We start from the raw sequence: 16,639 nt of genomic DNA on the forward strand, positions 1-16,639 counted from the left end.
ATGATTTACAGTTGATTTTCTTCAACTAAATCAAGTTCTACTTTAAGATTTTTAATGATGAATTCTTGCCTATCAGGCGTATTTTTCCCCATGTAGAACTTCAATAATTCCTCTATGGACATGGCCTTATCCAACATTACCGGTTCTAAACGAATATCATCGCCGATAAAATATTTGAACTCGTCGGGGGAAATCTCGCCCAAACCCTTAAATCGGGTAATCTCGGGTTTACCCGTTAATTTTTCGATTGCATTTCGCCGTTCTTCTTCGCTATAGCAGTAAATCGTTTCCTTTTTATTTCGAACCCTGAACAGTGGTGTTTGCAGAATGTACAAATGGTTCTCTTTTATCAATTCTGGAAAAAACTGGAGAAAAAAAGTAATCAATAGTAATCGAATATGCATACCGTCAACATCGGCATCCGTAGCAATGACGATATTATTGTATCGCAGGTCTTCCATCGAATCCTCAATATTCAAGGCTGCCTGAAGCAAATTGAACTCTTCGTTTTCATAAACGATTTTTTTAGACATTCCGTAAGAGTTCAGTGGCTTTCCCCTGAGACTGAATACCGCCTGGGTATTGACATCCCTTGATTTGGTTATGGAGCCCGATGCGGAATCCCCTTCGGTAATGAACAATGTGCTCTCTAACCGCCTGTCTTTCTTCATGTCTTGAAGGTGTACCCTACAATCACGAAGTTTCTTATTGTGAAGACTTGCTTTTTTCGCCCTATCACGTGCCAATTTTCGAATTCCGGACAGTTCTTTTCGTTCTTTTTCCGCTTGAACGATTTTTTTTTGAAGTGCCTCAGCGGCGGCGGGATTCTTATGTAGGTAGTTATCCAAATACCTGCCGATAAAGTCGTTGATATAGGTGCGTACCGTGGGCAGATCCCCTCCCATATCCGTAGAGCCCAATTTTGTCTTGGTCTGACTTTCAAATACCGGTTCCATTACTTTGATCGCAATGGCGGAAATGATTGATTTTCTGATATCGGAAGCATCGTAGTTCTTTCCATAAAAATCACGGACCGTCCGCACGATAGCTTCTCGAAAAGCTGCTTGGTGGGTACCGCCCTGGGTGGTATGCTGCCCGTTGACAAAAGAATGGTACTCTTCACTGTACTGGGTCTTACTATGGGTTATCGCCACTTCAATATCATCGCCTTTGAGGTGGATGATCGGATACAAAAAATCTTCTTGGTTGTTATTATCCTCCAAAAGGTCTTTCAGGCCGTTTTCAGAATGAAACTTTTCACCGTTAAAAACTATGGTCAGTCCTGGATTTAAGTATACATAATTCTTGAGCATGCGTTCTACATACTCATTACGGTACTTGTATTTTTTGAAGATGGTCTCATCTGGCACAAAGGTTACTTTGGTGCCCCGACGTTTTGTGGAATCGACCAAATCTTCTTGAACAAGATTGCCTGCTTTAAACGATGCGGCCTTTGATTGTCCATCGCGTATGGATTCTACCTTGAAAAAATTTGACAGCGCATTGACAGCTTTCGTACCTACCCCATTCAGCCCCACTGATTTTTTAAAGGCCCTTGAATCATACTTTCCGCCCGTGTTCATTTTTGAGACCACATCGACCACTTTCCCTAATGGAATGCCACGCCCATAATCACGAACACGCACTTCACTATCTTTGATATTGATCTCGATGGTCTTTCCGGCCCCCATAACAAACTCATCAATACAGTTGTCAATGACCTCCTTCAAAAGGATATAGATGCCATCATCGGCAGACGACCCATCGCCCAATTTACCGATATACATACCCGGACGCATGCGAATATGCTCTTTCCAGTCAAGGGAGCGTATGTTATCTTCGGTATATTGGGTATTTGCCATCTTTATACTTTTTGTAGGTTATCAATCGTCAAAATGGTTTTTGAATTTTATGGGAGTTCCCCGGTCAACAACTTCTACATCGCACTAATATAGAATTTAGGGGCAAAAATCAAAATGCCTGCTGCGGAAAGTAATCAACAAAAAATACGGGTAATTGTTGATAGAAGAAATAAAACACTATCGATTTTTCATCAATATTGCTGCGTAGGTGTGCATCAACGATTTTAAGAAACTAAACATTGAACCTAAAGTGCATCACATCGCCGTCTTTAACGATATACTCCTTCCCTTCGACCCGCATCTTACCGGCTTCTTTTACCTTGGCCTCACTGCCATAGCTTATATAATCGTCATATGAAATCACTTCAGCGCGAATAAACCCTTTTTCGAAATCGGTGTGGATCACCCCAGCAGCTTGCGGAGCGGTCGCCCCAATAGGTATCGTCCACGCCCGTACTTCTTTGGGTCCCGCTGTGAAATACGTTTCAAGATTCAACAGTTTATAGGCACCCCGAATCAATTTTGCTGAACCCGGCTCAGAAAGTCCCAAATCTTCTAAAAATAGCTGCCGTTCTTCAAACGTTTCCAATTCGGTGATGTCCGCTTCCGTACCCACGGCCAAAAAAATGACCTCGGCATTCTCATTGGCGACCGTTGCTTTTACCTTTTCAACATAGTCATTGCCATTTGCTGCACCATCTTCATCAACATTACAGACATAGAGCACCGGCTTATCGGTGATCAATTGTAAAGGCTTAACGTAATCCATTCGTTCATCATCGGTCAACGCAATAGCACGCACTGATATCCCAGCTTCAAGGCCCTCTTTGAGTTTTATGAGTACCGCTTCTTCTTTTTGCGCCTCTTTATTCCCCGTTTTTGCAGCGCGTTTTACCTTGTCAAGCTTCTTTTCCACACTTTCCAAATCTCGAAGCTGTAATTCGATATCAATGGTTTCCTTATCCCGTGTAGGGTCTACGGAACCATCGACATGCACGATATTATCGTTATCGAAACAGCGTAAAACATGAAGAATCGCATCGGTCTCACGAATATTGCCCAAGAACTGGTTACCCAGTCCCTCGCCCTTACTGGCACCTTTTACCAGACCGGCAATGTCAACGATTTCTACCGTCGCAGGGATAACCTTTTCTGGATTGACCAGTGATTCCAGTTTTTCCAATCTGGTATCGGGCACATTGACCACCCCAATATTAGGCTCGATGGTACAAAAAGGAAAGTTAGCGCTTTGTGCTTTTGCATTGGACAAACAATTAAAAAGGGTCGATTTCCCCACATTTGGCAATCCTACGATTCCGGCTTTCATAAAAAAGAAATTAGATTCTAGACATTAGACTAAAATAGCGTGCAAAAATATGACTTTAAGTTTAAACCTTTTGATGGGGGTAGAGATGGAACATAATTAAAATGTAAAAAGGTTTAAGTCTCACCAAGCAAAGCGATTTAGCCTCTATTATTCTTAAAGTTTTCCATTAAACCGAGAGACTTTTTGAAAATGGATTCCGTGAAAATAACAGTGAAATTTCCAAACAGTCCCGTCGCTAAAGACCGCTGAACAATTGATATGCCATAATACCGATAAAAGCTAGAATACCAAAAATCGCGATGGCAGAGAGTATGCATCCAATATTCTTCCAGATTCCACTATATTCTTGCTCTTTTTCCATAAAAAACCCGAATCATTAAAATTCGGGACTGTTTAAATTTAGATAGTGCTATCCATCGGGATGCATAAACTTCTGCTTCCCTAAAAGTTCTTCTTCGGTTTCTTCCCTATCTTCATCGGGAACACAGCAATCTACTGGACACACGGCAGCACACTGCGGTTCTTCATGAAAACCCATACATTCAGTACACTTATCTGGTGAAATATAATAGATCTCATCGCTTATGGGCTCTTGTACCTCATCGGCGTTCACCGCTTTTCCATCAGGCAACACGACATCTCCCGTTAGGGATGTTCCATCACTGTAACGCCACTCATCAGCACCTTCATAAATTGCGGTATTCGGACATTCAGGTTCACAAGCCCCACAATTGATGCACTCATCGGTAATAATAATCGCCATAATCTTCTTTTTTCATGCCAGAGTGACCCAGCATTGCTATTTTTACACAAAAATAAACCCCAAAACATTACCTTACAAATATAATGGAGGCACAACCGGGTATTTTAAGCGCTTTTAGTAATCTAGGAAAATTTTTAAGGGATTTTTGTGATACCCAAACGCAAAAAACGGATAAATGGTCGATTGAATTAGAAGAAATAATAAAAAGGGGCAAACAAAGTAACGGATGGTTCACAAGGGAAAACGTCATATTCGCTTTGACCCAATGGGGTGAAGTGCTGACCAAAGAGAATCTTGAAAATTGGCTGAGGGCTTATAGCTTCAAGCCAAACAGCGAACCAAAAACCATAGCCATTATTATGGCAGGCAATATCCCTTTGGTCGGTTTTCATGATTTTATCTGTGTATTGGTTACCGGCCATAAAGTATTGGCAAAACTATCCTCAAACGATAATCTGCTCTTACCTTTTATCGCGAGGTATCTAACTTTCGAAAATGCATCTTTAGAAGGCAAAATTCGTTTTACCGAAACTAAATTAGAGGCCTTTGATGCCGTAATTGCGACCGGAAGTACCAATACAGGGCGTTATTTTGAATATTATTTTGGCAAATACCCCAATATCATCCGTAAAAACCGAAATTCCATAGCCGTGCTCAGCGGGGATGAATCCCAAGAGGCATTGAAGGCCTTGGGGCAGGATATTTTTCAATATTTTGGCTTGGGCTGCAGAAGTGTATCCAAATTATTCGTTCCTGAAGATTATGATTTCAAGATTTTCTTTGAGGCCATATTCGAATACCAATCCATAATCGATAACCATAAATATGCCAACAATTACGACTACAACAAAGCCGTCTTTTTAATGTCAGATTTTAAGGTTTTAGACAATAACTTCTTGCTCTTAAAAGAAGATGAAAATTATGGGTCTCCAATCGGTACTTTATATTTTGAGCGCTATTCAAAAATCGAGGAGTTGACAAAAAAACTAAAAACTGAAACAGAAAAGTTGCAATGTGTAGTGGGCAATTCAAATGTCCTAAATGGTATCGCTTTTGGTACTACCCAGAAGCCCGGTTTAATGGATTATGCCGATAATATCGATACCATTCAATTCTTATTGACCCTGAACCCGTCTTAAGTCAACTATAAAAATCGTTGTTTTCCATTCGCTAAAATTTTAAGACCTTTGCCCCTTATTGTAATATCCATATAATATAGCACCATGCAAAAACACAATTTCAGTGCCGGTCCATGTATTCTTCCGAAAACAGTAATGCAAAAGGCAGCAGAAGCCGTCATAGAGTTAGATGGAAGCGGACTTTCCCTTATTGAAATATCGCATCGAAGCGCGGCATTTGTTGAAATCATGGAAACTGCACGTTCGTTGGCGTTGGAACTTCTTGGTTTAGAAGGTAAAGGATATACCGCTTTATTTTTGCAAGGTGGGGCGAGCACCCAATTTTTGACCGCTGCCTTCAACCTGTTGGAAACAAAAGCAGGCTACGTGAATACGGGAACTTGGAGCTTGAAAGCCATTAAAGAAGCACGTTTGTTCGGTGAGGTGGTAGAGGTAGCATCCTCACAAGAACAAAACTTCAATTATATCCCAAAAGGATATACTATTCCCAAGGGGTTGGATTATTTGCATTTAACATCGAACAATACCATTTTTGGTACCCAAATCAAAGAATTTCCGAAAACGGATTGTCCGTTAGTCTGTGATATGAGTTCCGATATTTTCTCACGCCAATTAGACTTTTCCCAATTTGATTTGATCTATGCAGGTGCGCAGAAGAATATGGGCCCTGCCGGTACCACTTTAATAGTAGTCAAAGAGTCCGTTCTCGGAAAGGTTTCCAGAAAAATTCCTTCCATGTTGGATTATAAGACCCATATCGCAAAAGATAGTATGTTCAATACACCGCCCGTTTTTGCGGTATATGTATCGATGTTGACCCTACAATGGCTAAAAGACTTGGGGGGCATCGCTGCGATCGAAGAACTCAACGAAAAAAAGGCCAACCTTATCTATTCAGAAATTGACTTGAATCCGGTTTTCTCTGGATTTGCGGCCAAAGAAGATCGTTCTCATATGAACGCAACCTTCAATATTACCGACGACACCCTAAAAGAAGTCTTTGATTCCAAATGCAAAGAGGCCGGAATCAATGGAATCAATGGTCATCGTTCGGTAGGTGGTTATCGCGCTTCAATGTACAATGCCCTATCATTAGAGAGTGTAGGTACTTTAGTCGACATCATGAGTGAACTGGAACGTAAAGGATGATTTTTAATTTTAAGTCTTAAATTTCAAGCTTTAAATGACTAGTATCTTAGAGAATAAAAGCTTTGAATTTTCATTAAGTATCATTTCACTTGTAAAATTGCTTAGGGATCAACACGAATTTATTTTTGCCAATCAGCTATTGCGCTCAGCAACCAGTATTGGTGCAAATAAATATTAGTGAAGCTGGGGCGGGGCAAACAAAAAAAGATTTTATTGCAAAAATGGCCATTGCCTCTAAAGAGGCTGGGGAAACAAGATATTGGTTAAGGCTCATAAAAGAAGCAAAAATAGTTGAATCGCCTGTAAATTCTTATTTAGAGGATACGGAAGAATTGATTAAAATCCTGACAAAAATTGTAAAAACAAGCCAACTTAAAACTTAGCATTTAACATTGACAAATGAGAGTACTTGCAAACGACGGAATTTCACCACCCGCAATTAAAGAGTTGCAGAAAGCCAACTTTGAGGTTATCACCACTAGGGTCGCCCAAGAACAATTGAAGAAGTTCATCAACGAAAATCAGGTTGACGCCCTTTTGGTACGAAGCGCTACCGAAGTTCGAAAAGATTTGATTGATGCTTGCCCTACTTTAAAACTTATTGGACGTGGCGGTGTTGGTATGGACAATATCGATGGTGATCATGCAAAAGAAAAAGGCATCCACGTCATCAATACCCCAGGGGCCTCATCCCAATCAGTTTCCGAGTTGGTCTTCGCCCATTTGTTCGGTGGGGTGCGTTACTTATATGATGCCAACCGTAATATGCCCTTAGAAGGCGATAGTGGATTCAAAAAATTAAAAAAATCATACGCCAACGGTGGTGAACTGCGCGGTAAGACACTTGGTATTGTCGGTTTTGGAAGAATAGGGCAAGAAGTGGCCAAGATTGCATTGGGCATTGGCATGAAGGTATTGTTCACAGATCATCACAACGAAACACAAGAGGTAGAAATCAATTTCTTTGATGGCCAAAAAGTGCTATTTACACTTCAAAACAACAAATTGGAAGAAGTTTTGAAGGTTTCTGATTTCATCACACTTCATGTTCCGGCACAAAAAGGGTATGTCATTGGAAAAGCTGAAATCGACCAGATGAAAAACGGGGTTGGTATTATCAATGCATCAAGGGGAGGAACCTTGGATGAAGTCGCCTTGGTAGATGCATTGGAATCCGGTAAAGTCTCGTTTGCCGGTCTTGATGTATTCGAGTCAGAGCCTAATCCGGAAATTCGAATCCTGATGCATCCGAATATCTCGTTAACGCCCCATATCGGCGCAGCGACCAAAGAAGCGCAAGAAAGGATCGGAATGGAATTAGCTACCCAAATAATCAATTTATTGCAATAGACTTATAACCAATACTATGTGCATCGAGTTCTTTTTTGTACATTAACGCATTAACATTAAACAGTACTATAAAATGTCAGGATTATTGGATTTATTAAATAGCCCTATCGGCAAACAATTGATCAGCGGTGTTTCAGGTCAAACCGGGCAACCAGAGAACAAAACGGCAGATGTATTGGCCATGGCCATGCCGTTGCTCATGGGAGCGATGAAAAAAAATGCTTCGACACCAGGTGGCGCCCAAGGCCTGATGAGTGCCTTGTCGTCTAAGCACGATGGCAGTATATTGGATAACCTGGGCGGCCTTTTTGGTGGCGGGGTCGACCAAAACGTAATGGACGATGGTGCTGGTATTCTTGGTCATGTATTCGGTTCAAAACAACCTCAAGTAGAAAACGCCCTCAGTAACAAATCGGGTATTGATGCCGGTTCGGTCGGTCAAATACTTAAGATAGCTGCACCTATTCTTTTAGGATATCTAGGTAAACAGACCCGACAACAGAACGTCAACAGTCCCGATGCCTTAAGTGGATTGTTGGGTGGCCTTATGGGCGGCACCCGAACTGCCAATAAACAACAGAGTTTGATTGAGAGCTTTTTAGATTCTGACGGTGATGGCAGCGTTATCGATGATTTGGCCGGCATGGTACTTTCTGGAAATGGCCAAAAGAAAGGTGGACTCGGTGGATTACTAGGGGGCCTATTCGGAAAATAATGATTATTCAAATGGATTTAACAAGCCGTTTAGCTATTCTAAACGGCTTTTTTCGTATTTTATGAATATGAAAAAGATACAAGTATACCTTACCCTTATCCTCCTCTTATGCTATTCAATGTCATCATTGGGCCAAGACGATTACGTTGAATTGACCGAAAAAGAAAAAGAACTGTTCGTCCAACAAGATGACCCTGACGAAGAAGTCGGGGAAACAGATTTGGAATACGATATCATTATCATGGATATCGGCTTCAATAGGTGGTTGAATCAAATTGCACAACCTAAAGGTTATTATTCCCAAAGCTTTTTAGAACAACGGAACTATTTTTATGTATTGGAGTGGAATCGCAGGGTTCTTGAACCTAGGGTTTTTGACCCATTGCTCTACGAATTGCAAATCAATTACGAACATGGCATCGACTATGGTTATGATGTCAATTACCAGCTTTATAATTATTTCATCTATTTTCAACGACGCTTTAATCAACGATTGGGGCCTTTTCTTCCCAGAATATAAGTTTTACATTTGCGCTGCAAATTTATTCAATGGAAAAGCTAAAGCAACGATGGGGCATTGACTCCAATTTTCAGATCATAATCATATTTATAGTTTTTGCGATTACGGGCAGTGCTTCAGCGAAATTGGCCGCTCCATTGACCAATTTTATTGGTTTGGAAAAGGAAATGGTTTCTGGTTGGATCTACTGGCCTGTTCGTATTCTGCTTATTTTCCCCATCTACCAAGTTTTATTGGTTTTCTTCGGATGGCTATTCGGCCAGTTTACGTTCTTTTGGGCTTTTGAAAAGAAAATGCTGAAACGCTTAGGCTTGGGCTTTTTATTTAAATAGAATTATGATTTTATTAACATTGGCGGTTTGGGCAAAAAACTTAGATTTGTAGCTTATGGTAACCAAAAAGCAGTTGTATACACTTTTATTGTTTGCGCTGATTGCCTTAAAGGTATCTGCTTTACCTATCTACTCCCATTATTCCGACGATACCCATGTTGATGATTGCGAGCTCTGCGAGCACGCCATTGCGAACCAGGTCGTTGAATTTTTTACTCCCGATCAAATTGTTCATCCAGAGGCTGATGAGGTTCCTGTTTTTTCAAAACAGGTAGCTACCTATGAAGGCATTCAGCTCAAATCACATTTTGATGACGCTCGTTTCGGTCGTCCCCCTCCTACCTTAATATAAGGTCTTTCCTCAATTCAATTCACTTTAATCCTAAATTAAACAAGGGTTTCCAAAGTATTTAAGAACAATTAAATGTCATGCTCTAATGAAGCTTAAGCTTTTATTAGCATCTTTTTTCATTACCTATGTAGTATCGATCAATGGTCAGGATCGACCTTGCAGCTTTTCAGCGAGCGGCCAGGTTCTTGACGTCGATACCGAAGAACCCGTACCCAATGCGGTTGTTAAGGTCGAGGGTACGAAAAAATACACTACTACCGATAGCAAAGGTTACTTCGAGATCAATGGGCTATGTTCCAAACAAAATACGCTCATTATTTCTTGTATTGGGTATGCCGATTCAACCAAAGACCATGAACATGATTCTGCGATGCATTTTTACTTGACCGAAGAGGTGACGGATTTAGAGGAGGTAATCATTCAAGCGAAACGAAACAAGGAAGAAGGTACGGAGACCATTGCCCAGGTCACCGTAGGAAAGGCCGAGATTGTCAGTAACCCGACACGATCACTTGCGGCGGTTCTTGCAAAAGAGCAAGGTTTGACCTTCATCTCTACGGGTAACAATGTTCAATTACCGGTCATTCATGGCTTGTTCGGTAATCGAATCTTAATCTTAAATAATGGCGTGAAACATGGTTTTCAAAATTGGGGCACGGATCATGCCCCTGAAATCGATATCGCCTCTGCCAATAGCATTACGGTAATAAAAGGTGCCGCTGGGGTGCGCTATGGGCCAGAGGCCCTCGGGGGGGCCATTGTCGTAGAATCCAATCCGCTTTTATTGAACAATCCCTTGTATGCGAATATCGGTACCGGGTACCAAACCAACGGACGCGGATACCATACCACCTTTGAAATCGGACACGGCACGGAAAAGTGGAGCTATTATGCCAATGGCAACTACACTAGAATAGGCGATCGTAAAGCCCCAGACTATAATCTCACCAACACCGGAAAAGAAGAAAGTGCCTTTGGGTTGGGCGTATTGTACCATAAAGATGAATGGGACTTCAAAGTACAGTATAGCTATATCGACCAAAACCTGGGGGTACTAAGGGCCTCTTTTGTAAATAGCCCCGAAGCATTGATCCAAGCATTCAATGCCAGCACCCCTGAACCGGCCGACCCTTTTTCTTATGACATTACCGCACCGAATCAAACTACACAACACCATCTGGCAAAAGCAGAAGTCAATTGGTGGTATTCAGATACAGGAAAACTTACACTTATCGGCGGAATACAATTGAATCAACGAGATGAATTTGATGTACGCAGAAATATTGAACTGCCCATCATCGACCTTGATTTATTGACCTACGATTACCAGTTGGCGTGGAAACATCCTAAATGGCATGGATTGGACGGCCTACTCGGTGTTCAATATTTTAGTCAGAACAATGACAATAACCCGGGTACCCAGACCACTCCTTTTATTCCCAACTACAACACGGATCGGTTTAGCGCTTTTGGGGTAGAGAGCATTACTTTTGGAAAAAACACCTTTGAAGCCGGCCTTCGTTTTGATTTTGAGACCAACGATGTACGAGGTCGAGAGACCAATCAAGATATCTTTAGGGACAACTATAGTTTTACGAACTTCACGGCATCATTGGGTTATGTAAGGCGTTTTTCTGAAAATAGTGTTTTCAGGACAAATATCGGTTCGGCATGGCGTACCCCCAATGTGGCAGAACTTTTCAGCTTTGGGCAAGAAGGTTTTAGACTGATTTATGGCTTACTGCGATTTACGGACAGTGATGGTGATTTCCCCATTGACACGAGTGAGGTAATTGCACTGGATGATAGTAATGTCGAGCCCGAACGGGGTTTTAAGTTCATTAACGAATTTGAGACCAATAAGAACGGTAACTCCCACAAGCTTACCGTCTATTCCCATTTTATAGACAACTATATTTTTGATAGACCCATAACAGTCTCGGGAAGCGTAAGGGGACCGACGACAGCTTTTATTTATAATCAAGTGGATGCCTTGTTCTTAGGTGCCGATTACAGTTGGAAAAGGCAATGGACCAATCAAATTTCAGGAACTTTTGGCATCAATTACTTGTGGTCGAGAAACATAGGCGAGAATGAGGCCTTGATCAACCAACCCCCTATCTCGACCAGTTATGGATTGGAATGGAACCAAGGTAAAATCTGGAAGTTTGATTCCTCGAAATGGACCATACGCCCAAGCTACACTTTTAGACAATTTCAAGCGCCACGTACAGTTTCGATTGAAAGTTTGGTAGATGGGTCCGAAATGATAACGAGCGATTCTGAAATCTTTGATTTCACCGATGCCCCCGAAGGTTATTTTTTATTGGATCTTTCCTGGACCTTTGGTTGGAAAAACCTGAGTGCAAGTGTTACGGCACAAAACCTATTGAATTCCCGTTATCGGGATTATTTGAATGAACTGCGGTTTTTTGCCGATGAACCCGGAAGAAACATCCTATTCACCTTGAATTATAAATTTAACTCAAAGTAAATGCGGTATCAAAATATCCCTATATATATCCATGACGGCTAGAGCACCTTAACAATTTAAAAAGATAGTACCACAATAGTAACTTAGAATTAGTAAAACAATTAAATCCTTAAAAAAAAGAAAAAATGAAAACGATCGATCAATTGAAAAATTTGCGTTTAATGGCCCTTTTGTTTGCCGCTATTGCCATAGTAGGTTGTAGTGATGATGATGATGCCGCACCAGAAGAAGAAGAAGAAGTAGAGGTCATTACCAATGTTTCGTTGGTATTTACCAACACTACAGACCCGACTGATGTGGTAACCGCATCTGCCGTAGATCCAGATGGGGAAGGCGTTCAAGATTTAATCGTAGATCCTGCTGGCATTACCCTAAGTGTGAATACGACTTACGTCTTAACATTTGTAATTCAGAACGCTTTAAATCCAAACGATGTCGAAGATATCGGTGAAGAGATTGAAGACGAAGATGATGAACATCAGATTTTCTTCAGTTTCACTGATGGCGCATTTGCTGACCCTACTGGTGATGGTAATATCGATATGGCATCCAACCCAATAAATTATGAAGATGAGGATTCTGACAACCAAGATGGATCAGGAAACCCCGTTGGGCTAGAGACTACGTGGACTACCGGAGCTGCCCCCTTAGCTGGAGGCAATTTCACCGCAAGGTTACAGCACCAGCCAGATATTAAGACGGCCACCACTGGTGCTACCGATGGCGATACTGATTTCAACTTATCATTTTTGTTGAACATTCAGTAAATACAAGTACCCAAAGAATTCGATTAATTAGTAGTAATATTGGGAGTAGTGTACTGCTACTCCCTTCTTTTCAATGAGAAGCGAGAAAACAAATAGGTATATTGTAATGCTACTGGCAGCCGTATTGCTGCTGCAGTTGACATTCCATACCATTCATGTTTTTATCGCCCATGGTTTTGAGGCCCATAGCACTGATATGGGTATCCATTCCCAAATTGACGAAACCAATATTGCCTGTGAGCTATGCGCCCAATTTTTGGGGCAATCTTTTGGTATATGGTCCAACACGTTGGTTTTGGTCTTCACTGCCTTACTTGGTATTTTAATTTCCACCCATAAGGATGTTTTCTTAGAAAGAAGACTTAAGGTCCTTTCAATGAGGGGTCCACCCTTTTCTTCCCGGTAGATTATTTTTTCTTAAAAGCCTTTGAATAGACATTGTATTTGACGGCCTATGATATTGCTAGTAAAAATGGTGGGGAGTCTTATTAAACTAAAGCGATTTATCCTAAAAATAGTTTAAGACTTAGGTTAAACCTAAAAGTATAATTATCAACATTTTATCAGCACAAGAGTTTTGGTTACTAAGGAAGATGGAATATTAGGTTCAGTTAGAAGTATCAAACGTTTTCATTTGCATATTTAGTTGAGCAATACACAAACCAATGTTTTCCACCTTGTACAATGTAGTGCACAAACCATTAGTAAAATTACTTTTTTAAACAGTTCTAAATTCCATATGAGAACATTAAAAACAGCATTGTCACATAATCTAATCGGAGCGCTAGCCAGTGGCCTGTGCTTGATACATTACATTACGACTCCTTTTCTATTCGTTGCGCAGGCAGGTTTAAGTATACATTATGATTCTCATCCACAATGGTGGGATTTTCTCGATATCCTCTTTTTCGTGGTTTCATTGGTCGCAGTATGGTGGTCGGGTAAAACTAGCTCAAAACCACAGGTTCGATTGGCGCTTTGGATAAGTTGGATACTTTTGGCAACAGTAATCTTGAATGAAAAGTTTTCTTTCTTTTCATTGCTGGAAGAGGCTATATATGTACCATCCGTAAGCCTCATATTTTTGCACTTGTATAACAGAAAGTATTGCAAATGTGCGGGTGACGAATGTTGTACACACAGTTAGTGAACTGATACTTGAGGTCCGTGATGTACCTACTCGTTTTCTTTTAAATACGAGCTCAAACACATCACGGTGTCACCTATATTGACGGGTGGTGTTTTAAGCATGTATAAAATGATACCGGTTTTTGAGGCTTTATATTCCTCGATTACCGTGCCGAATTCATCAGTAGTATATCCAATAAGCTCACCTTCTGTAACGAAGTCACCAGCTTTGTATGAACTATAAAATATACCTTGAACTTTCGAGCTGATATACACTTGATCATTAAGTTTTGTAAAATTAGGGCTATGCAATGTACTGTGGCCATACATGTTCATTTCAGCAAGTATATTGTACACCCCATTCTTTATTAACGCAACCGCTTCTTCATGTACATTCCCTAATTTTCCACTTTCCATACTTAAGCCAACCTTACCATCTTGAACCGCCTGCTTAAAAGTATATTTTGCTGGCTCATTGTCAGCTATGGTGTAGGGGTAAGATACCACGTATTCAAATCCACTTTTTTCTGAAAGCTCCCTAGCCTTTTTGGTTTGCTTAGGTCTGTTTTTGTTATCGTAGTAACATATGAATGATAATAGATCTTCTGGGGCATCCCCACCATGAATATCTAAAAGAACATCGGTTACCGGAATAATATTTTTGGTAATCACATTGGCCAAACGTTGGGTAATCGTCCCTGTTGAATTACCCGGAAAAGCACTGTTCAAATTGACATTGTCTTGCGGGTTCATGAAGGGTGTGCGGGAATAAAATGAACCCCTATTGGCTATGGGAATAAAAATTAGGGTGCCTTTGAGCTTGGCTGTATCTATTTCTTGTAGTAATTGCTGTGTTGCAATTATTGGAGGATATTCAAAACCATGGACTCCAGCGATTATTGTAAAAATAGGTCCCTTAGTACTGCCTTTCACAATGGAAACCGGTAAATACCCTGTATTCCCTAAATCATCGGAAACATCGATACGTATCTGTTCCTTTGAGGGCCTTATGCTATTTTCAAAACTAGCTTTGAACGTGTTTTGAGCCAATGAAAGCTGAAATACAATAAGTAATAACGCTTGAAGGATTTTTTTCATTTCAAACTGAATTGATTAGGCCCGCAAAACACTTTAAGATTCCTTTTTTTTTGTTTTAAGCAAGTAGGTGTAAATCCACATGATAGTGAAGGTGGGTACAACGTCCAACCCAGGTACGAGCTCTTCAACAAAAGTGACCACACCTGCCGCTTGGCCTAATTTTCCCTTATACATTCGGGTCATCAACCAACCTGCTATTGGGGCCCAGATGACATCGGTAAACTCACCAATACCCGGTATTGCAAATGAAAGCATGCCCAAGGCGTCAAACAATAAACTGAGAAACAGGTTTTGAAATTTCGTGTCCTTTAATTTTGACATGCTGAAAAGTACTACTTCCGTTTGGAATACAACAAATTGAAGACCGGTTAATTTAAGACAAATTTGAGCTGATCAATTTTAAAAATTCGTTTCGGGTCTCAATTTTTTCAAATTGCCCCCTAAAACCGGAAGTCGTCGTTACCGAGTTCTGTTTTTGGACACCACGCATCATCATACACATATGTGAAGCTTCAATGACCACTGCTACACCCTTGGGCCTTAGGGTATTGTTCAAACATTCTAGAATATCATGGGTAAGCCGTTCTTGAACTTGTAACCTTCTTGCAAACACATCCACGATTCTCGGGATCTTGCTCAAACCGACAATATGGCCATTAGGTATGTATGCGATATGGGCTTTACCGAAAAATGGCAACATGTGGTGCTCACACAACGAGTATAGTTCAATATCTTTTATGATGACCATATCATCATAATCTTCTTTGAACATGGCGCCTTTCAAAATCTCTTCAGCATCTTGTTTGTACCCCTGGGTTAAAAACAGCATTGCTTTTGCTGCCCGCTCTGGTGTTTTTACAAGGCCTTCACGATCAACGTCCTCCCCTATTTCGTCTATGATCTTCGCGAAACGATCTTTGACTTCATTGGTAATGTTGATATTGTATTCTTCTAGGTTTTTATACGGTGCCATATTATTGGGAAACTGATTTTAATTTATTTGCGTGGTATTTTTGGATCTTCTTGATTTTAGGGTCAATAACTAACTGACAATAGGGTTGTTCGGTATTCGCATTGTAATAATTATGATGCACTTCCTCAGCTTTATAAAACGGTTGGGCCTCAGAAATTACAGTTACTATCGGAGTATCAAAAATACGTTGCTTTTCTAAAAAGGAGATAAACTTTTCAGAAGCCTCTTTTTGTGCTGCGGAAGTATAAAATATTTCGCTTCGATATCGGGTACCCACATCATTGCCCTGTCGGTTCAACGTTGTGGGATCATGTGTGGCAAAAAACACCTCTAAAAGCGCCTCATAGGCAATCACCGAAGGGTCAAAAAGCACTTGAACAGCTTCTGCATGACCCGTTCTTTCCGTGCAGACTTCTCTGTAAGGGGGATTTTTTATGTGTCCACCGGTAAATCCTGGAAAAACCTCCGATACGCCTTCAAGTCTTTGAAAAACCGCTTCCGTACACCAAAAACATCCATTGGCAAAAATCGCGGTTTCCAAATTTTGATATTTTTGTTTACTCATTTTATGTAAATGTTAAACAATTAATCCGATAAAACAATAGAACCAATATATTTAACTTTTGCTTAGTAATTTGGTCGAAAGACCCGAATCCCATTTTTGTGCAAT

Annotated in this window: 21 protein-coding genes; 13 read left to right on the forward strand and 8 right to left on the reverse strand. The window is 40.7% G+C overall.

Translation table 11 applies throughout. The features are described 5' to 3' along the window. Positions 1–5 precede the first annotated feature (5 nt). From AACM45_RS03510 to AACM45_RS03525, 4 genes are all read right to left on the reverse strand, one after another. Positions 6–1,862 carry a DNA topoisomerase IV subunit B gene (locus AACM45_RS03510; protein WP_339140793.1) on the reverse strand — a complete coding sequence of 619 codons (1,857 nt, stop codon included), beginning with the start codon at positions 1,860–1,862 and terminating at the stop codon, positions 6–8. 232 nt (positions 1,863–2,094) lie between these two features. Beyond that, positions 2,095–3,189 carry a redox-regulated ATPase YchF gene (gene ychF, locus AACM45_RS03515; RefSeq protein ID WP_339140794.1) on the reverse strand — a complete coding sequence of 365 codons (1,095 nt, stop codon included), beginning with the start codon at positions 3,187–3,189 and terminating at the stop codon, positions 2,095–2,097. A gap of 235 nt (positions 3,190–3,424) precedes the next feature. Next, entirely contained in the window at positions 3,425–3,550 is a 126-nt protein-coding gene (locus tag AACM45_RS03520) for a hypothetical protein (RefSeq protein WP_339140796.1), read from the reverse strand. A 48-nt stretch (positions 3,551–3,598) separates the two neighbouring features. After that, positions 3,599–3,952, reverse strand: coding sequence for a 4Fe-4S dicluster domain-containing protein (locus AACM45_RS03525; RefSeq protein WP_339140798.1), 354 nt, complete (start codon positions 3,950–3,952; stop codon positions 3,599–3,601). An 83-nt stretch (positions 3,953–4,035) separates the two neighbouring features. Between AACM45_RS03525 and AACM45_RS03530 the strand changes: the two genes are divergently transcribed. The 13 genes from AACM45_RS03530 to AACM45_RS03590 all read left to right on the forward strand — a co-directional run bounded on the left by AACM45_RS03530 (position 4,036) and on the right by AACM45_RS03590 (position 13,917). Beyond that, positions 4,036–5,091, forward strand: coding sequence for an acyl-CoA reductase (locus tag AACM45_RS03530; protein WP_339140800.1), 1,056 nt, complete (start codon positions 4,036–4,038; stop codon positions 5,089–5,091). An 84-nt stretch (positions 5,092–5,175) separates the two neighbouring features. Then, entirely contained in the window at positions 5,176–6,240 is a 1,065-nt protein-coding gene (gene serC, locus AACM45_RS03535; RefSeq protein WP_339140802.1) for a 3-phosphoserine/phosphohydroxythreonine transaminase, read from the forward strand. A 34-nt stretch (positions 6,241–6,274) separates the two neighbouring features. Next, on the forward strand, positions 6,275–6,418 hold the full coding sequence (locus AACM45_RS03540; protein ID WP_339140803.1) for a four helix bundle protein: 144 nt from the start codon (positions 6,275–6,277) through the stop codon (positions 6,416–6,418). Beyond that, entirely contained in the window at positions 6,366–6,623 is a 258-nt protein-coding gene (locus AACM45_RS03545) for a four helix bundle protein (RefSeq protein WP_339140804.1), read from the forward strand. The genes AACM45_RS03540 and AACM45_RS03545 overlap by 53 nt, the downstream gene beginning before the upstream one ends. A 16-nt stretch (positions 6,624–6,639) precedes the next feature. After that, positions 6,640–7,590, forward strand: a complete 951-nt coding sequence (locus tag AACM45_RS03550; protein ID WP_339140806.1) for a D-2-hydroxyacid dehydrogenase — start codon at positions 6,640–6,642, stop codon at positions 7,588–7,590. Between the two features lie 73 nt (positions 7,591–7,663). Next, positions 7,664–8,305, forward strand: a complete 642-nt coding sequence (locus tag AACM45_RS03555; protein WP_339140807.1) for a DUF937 domain-containing protein — start codon at positions 7,664–7,666, stop codon at positions 8,303–8,305. 67 nt (positions 8,306–8,372) lie between these two features. Continuing rightward, the gene (locus AACM45_RS03560) at positions 8,373–8,825 is read left to right on the forward strand and encodes a DUF6146 family protein (RefSeq protein ID WP_339140808.1); all 453 of its coding nucleotides are present in this window, start codon (positions 8,373–8,375) and stop codon (positions 8,823–8,825) included. Positions 8,826–8,854: 29 nt separating this feature from the next. Continuing rightward, a complete protein-coding gene (locus AACM45_RS03565) occupies positions 8,855–9,157 on the forward strand; it encodes a DUF6787 family protein (protein WP_339140809.1) in 303 nt (100 codons plus the stop codon). Between the two features lie 55 nt (positions 9,158–9,212). After that, positions 9,213–9,509 (forward strand): hypothetical protein, encoded by a 297-nt coding sequence (locus AACM45_RS03570; protein WP_339140810.1) that lies wholly within the window; start codon positions 9,213–9,215, stop codon positions 9,507–9,509. An 85-nt stretch (positions 9,510–9,594) separates the two neighbouring features. Then, entirely contained in the window at positions 9,595–12,003 is a 2,409-nt protein-coding gene (locus AACM45_RS03575) for a TonB-dependent receptor (RefSeq protein ID WP_339140812.1), read from the forward strand. A 125-nt stretch (positions 12,004–12,128) separates the two neighbouring features. After that, positions 12,129–12,770 carry a GTP cyclohydrolase gene (locus AACM45_RS03580; protein ID WP_339140814.1) on the forward strand — a complete coding sequence of 214 codons (642 nt, stop codon included), beginning with the start codon at positions 12,129–12,131 and terminating at the stop codon, positions 12,768–12,770. Positions 12,771–12,843: 73 nt separating this feature from the next. Beyond that, positions 12,844–13,176: a hypothetical protein gene (locus tag AACM45_RS03585; RefSeq protein WP_339140815.1), complete on the forward strand. Its 333-nt coding sequence runs from the start codon at positions 12,844–12,846 to the stop codon at positions 13,174–13,176. A 333-nt stretch (positions 13,177–13,509) separates the two neighbouring features. After that, positions 13,510–13,917 carry a MerC domain-containing protein gene (locus AACM45_RS03590; protein WP_339140817.1) on the forward strand — a complete coding sequence of 136 codons (408 nt, stop codon included), beginning with the start codon at positions 13,510–13,512 and terminating at the stop codon, positions 13,915–13,917. A gap of 29 nt (positions 13,918–13,946) precedes the next feature. Here AACM45_RS03590 and AACM45_RS03595 read toward each other — a convergent pair whose 3' ends face one another. Genes AACM45_RS03595 through msrA form a run of 4 tightly spaced genes read right to left on the reverse strand, consistent with a single transcriptional unit; the run spans position 13,947 to position 16,534 of the window. Beyond that, the gene (locus AACM45_RS03595; RefSeq protein ID WP_339140819.1) at positions 13,947–14,996 is read right to left on the reverse strand and encodes a M14 family metallopeptidase; all 1,050 of its coding nucleotides are present in this window, start codon (positions 14,994–14,996) and stop codon (positions 13,947–13,949) included. A 33-nt stretch (positions 14,997–15,029) separates the two neighbouring features. Continuing rightward, on the reverse strand, positions 15,030–15,317 hold the full coding sequence (locus tag AACM45_RS03600; protein ID WP_339140820.1) for a hypothetical protein: 288 nt from the start codon (positions 15,315–15,317) through the stop codon (positions 15,030–15,032). Between the two features lie 52 nt (positions 15,318–15,369). Then, positions 15,370–15,969, reverse strand: coding sequence for a GTP cyclohydrolase I FolE (folE, locus tag AACM45_RS03605; protein ID WP_339140821.1), 600 nt, complete (start codon positions 15,967–15,969; stop codon positions 15,370–15,372). A gap of 1 nt (position 15,970) precedes the next feature. Further along, the gene (msrA, locus tag AACM45_RS03610; protein WP_339140822.1) at positions 15,971–16,534 is read right to left on the reverse strand and encodes a peptide-methionine (S)-S-oxide reductase MsrA; all 564 of its coding nucleotides are present in this window, start codon (positions 16,532–16,534) and stop codon (positions 15,971–15,973) included. Between the last annotated feature and the right edge of the window lie 105 nt (positions 16,535–16,639).

This window comes from Croceitalea sp. MTPC5 (assembly GCF_036985505.1).
Classification (GTDB): Bacteria; Bacteroidota; Bacteroidia; order Flavobacteriales; family Flavobacteriaceae; genus Croceitalea.

Coding starts and splice junctions, on each gene's coding strand:
- AACM45_RS03510 (WP_339140793.1), bottom strand. CDS start 1,862: ATGGCAAATACCCAATATACCGAAGATAACATACGCTCCCTTGACTGG.
- ychF (WP_339140794.1), bottom strand. CDS start 3,189: ATGAAAGCCGGAATCGTAGGATTGCCAAATGTGGGGAAATCGACCCTT.
- AACM45_RS03520 (WP_339140796.1), bottom strand. CDS start 3,550: ATGGAAAAAGAGCAAGAATATAGTGGAATCTGGAAGAATATTGGATGC.
- AACM45_RS03525 (WP_339140798.1), bottom strand. CDS start 3,952: ATGGCGATTATTATTACCGATGAGTGCATCAATTGTGGGGCTTGTGAA.
- AACM45_RS03530 (WP_339140800.1), top strand. CDS start 4,036: ATGGAGGCACAACCGGGTATTTTAAGCGCTTTTAGTAATCTAGGAAAA.
- serC (WP_339140802.1), top strand. CDS start 5,176: ATGCAAAAACACAATTTCAGTGCCGGTCCATGTATTCTTCCGAAAACA.
- AACM45_RS03540 (WP_339140803.1), top strand. CDS start 6,275: ATGACTAGTATCTTAGAGAATAAAAGCTTTGAATTTTCATTAAGTATC.
- AACM45_RS03550 (WP_339140806.1), top strand. CDS start 6,640: ATGAGAGTACTTGCAAACGACGGAATTTCACCACCCGCAATTAAAGAG.
- AACM45_RS03555 (WP_339140807.1), top strand. CDS start 7,664: ATGTCAGGATTATTGGATTTATTAAATAGCCCTATCGGCAAACAATTG.
- AACM45_RS03560 (WP_339140808.1), top strand. CDS start 8,373: ATGAAAAAGATACAAGTATACCTTACCCTTATCCTCCTCTTATGCTAT.
- AACM45_RS03565 (WP_339140809.1), top strand. CDS start 8,855: ATGGAAAAGCTAAAGCAACGATGGGGCATTGACTCCAATTTTCAGATC.
- AACM45_RS03570 (WP_339140810.1), top strand. CDS start 9,213: ATGGTAACCAAAAAGCAGTTGTATACACTTTTATTGTTTGCGCTGATT.
- AACM45_RS03575 (WP_339140812.1), top strand. CDS start 9,595: ATGAAGCTTAAGCTTTTATTAGCATCTTTTTTCATTACCTATGTAGTA.
- AACM45_RS03580 (WP_339140814.1), top strand. CDS start 12,129: ATGAAAACGATCGATCAATTGAAAAATTTGCGTTTAATGGCCCTTTTG.
- AACM45_RS03585 (WP_339140815.1), top strand. CDS start 12,844: ATGAGAAGCGAGAAAACAAATAGGTATATTGTAATGCTACTGGCAGCC.
- AACM45_RS03590 (WP_339140817.1), top strand. CDS start 13,510: ATGAGAACATTAAAAACAGCATTGTCACATAATCTAATCGGAGCGCTA.
- AACM45_RS03595 (WP_339140819.1), bottom strand. CDS start 14,996: ATGAAAAAAATCCTTCAAGCGTTATTACTTATTGTATTTCAGCTTTCA.
- AACM45_RS03600 (WP_339140820.1), bottom strand. CDS start 15,317: ATGTCAAAATTAAAGGACACGAAATTTCAAAACCTGTTTCTCAGTTTA.
- folE (WP_339140821.1), bottom strand. CDS start 15,969: ATGGCACCGTATAAAAACCTAGAAGAATACAATATCAACATTACCAAT.
- msrA (WP_339140822.1), bottom strand. CDS start 16,534: ATGAGTAAACAAAAATATCAAAATTTGGAAACCGCGATTTTTGCCAAT.